Genomic DNA, 963 nt, shown 5'->3' with positions numbered 1-963 from the left:
TAGAGTCTTTCACGTTTTGACGGAAGCGTACCCGGCGTTTGCGAAGTAGTTCTTGCATTCGCCGGGTTCGATCGTTGCGACGAGATGGCCGATGTGTCGCCAAGTGTCCTCGATGGTGCGTTTCTGAGCCTGACGCATCCAGTGTTTGATCTTGGCGAAGGCCTGCTCGATCGGGTTGAGGTCCGGAGAGTAGGGCGGCAGATACCAAAGCCTGGCGCCGGCAGCCTTGATCATCTGCCTGATGGCCGCCGACTTATGACTTCCCAGATTATCCATGACGACGATGTCGCCGGGCTTTAGCACGGCGATGAGCTGCTGCTCGACATAGGCGCGGAAGCATTGACCGTTGATCGGGCCGTCGAAGACACAAGGTGCCGCGAGCCGATCGCAGCGCAGCGCGCCGAGGAAGGTCAATGTGCGCCAGTGGCCGTGCGGAGCCAGGCCGCGCAGCCGTTTGCCCTTCGGCCCCCAACCTCGCAGCGGAGCCATGTTGGTCTTGATCCAGGTCTCATCGATGAAGACCAGGCACTGCGGATCGAGGTTGGCCTGCCAGGATCGCCATCGTTGGCGCCTGCGGGCGATATCAGCACGCGCCTGCTCAAGGGCGAACAGCGTTTTTTTTGAAGCTCAGGCCCTCGCGGCGCAGGAACAGCCACACCGCATTGTGCGAGACCTTGACTCCGCGCCCGGCCAACTCATCCTTCAGACCGTGCAGCGTCAGATGCGGCGTCTCGCGCATACGCGCCTCGATGAAGGCACGGTGCGGCTCCAGCACCCTCTTGCGATGTCCGCCCATCTTGCCCGGTGCCACCGAGCCGGTTGCCTCATGGCGCTGCAACAGCTTCACCGCCGCCGAAGCCGAAATGCCGAACCGTTTGGCGGCAGACCGGCGGCTTTCACCACTCAAAACCGCCGCCACCACCCGCTCGCGAAGATCATTGGAAAGGGGTCGAGTCATCAGAT

The 963-nt window shown here is 62.2% G+C and carries 1 protein-coding gene; it reads right to left on the bottom strand.

Annotation, left to right across the window (positions count from 1 at the left end):
• Positions 1-9 precede the first annotated feature (9 nt).
• A protein-coding gene (locus tag EN885_RS33000) for an IS630 family transposase (protein ID WP_095483232.1) occupies positions 10-958 on the bottom strand; the annotation gives its coding sequence in 2 pieces (ribosomal slippage) (positions 10-621 and positions 623-958; 948 coding nt in all).
• Between the last annotated feature and the right edge of the window lie 5 nt (positions 959-963).

The sequence above is a fragment of the Mesorhizobium sp. M6A.T.Cr.TU.014.01.1.1 genome, assembly GCF_004022765.1.
Taxonomy (GTDB): Bacteria; Pseudomonadota; Alphaproteobacteria; order Rhizobiales; family Rhizobiaceae; genus Mesorhizobium; species Mesorhizobium mediterraneum.
The sequence above is the reverse complement of the archived record's forward strand: the minus strand, read 5'-3'. Positions and strand labels throughout refer to the sequence as shown.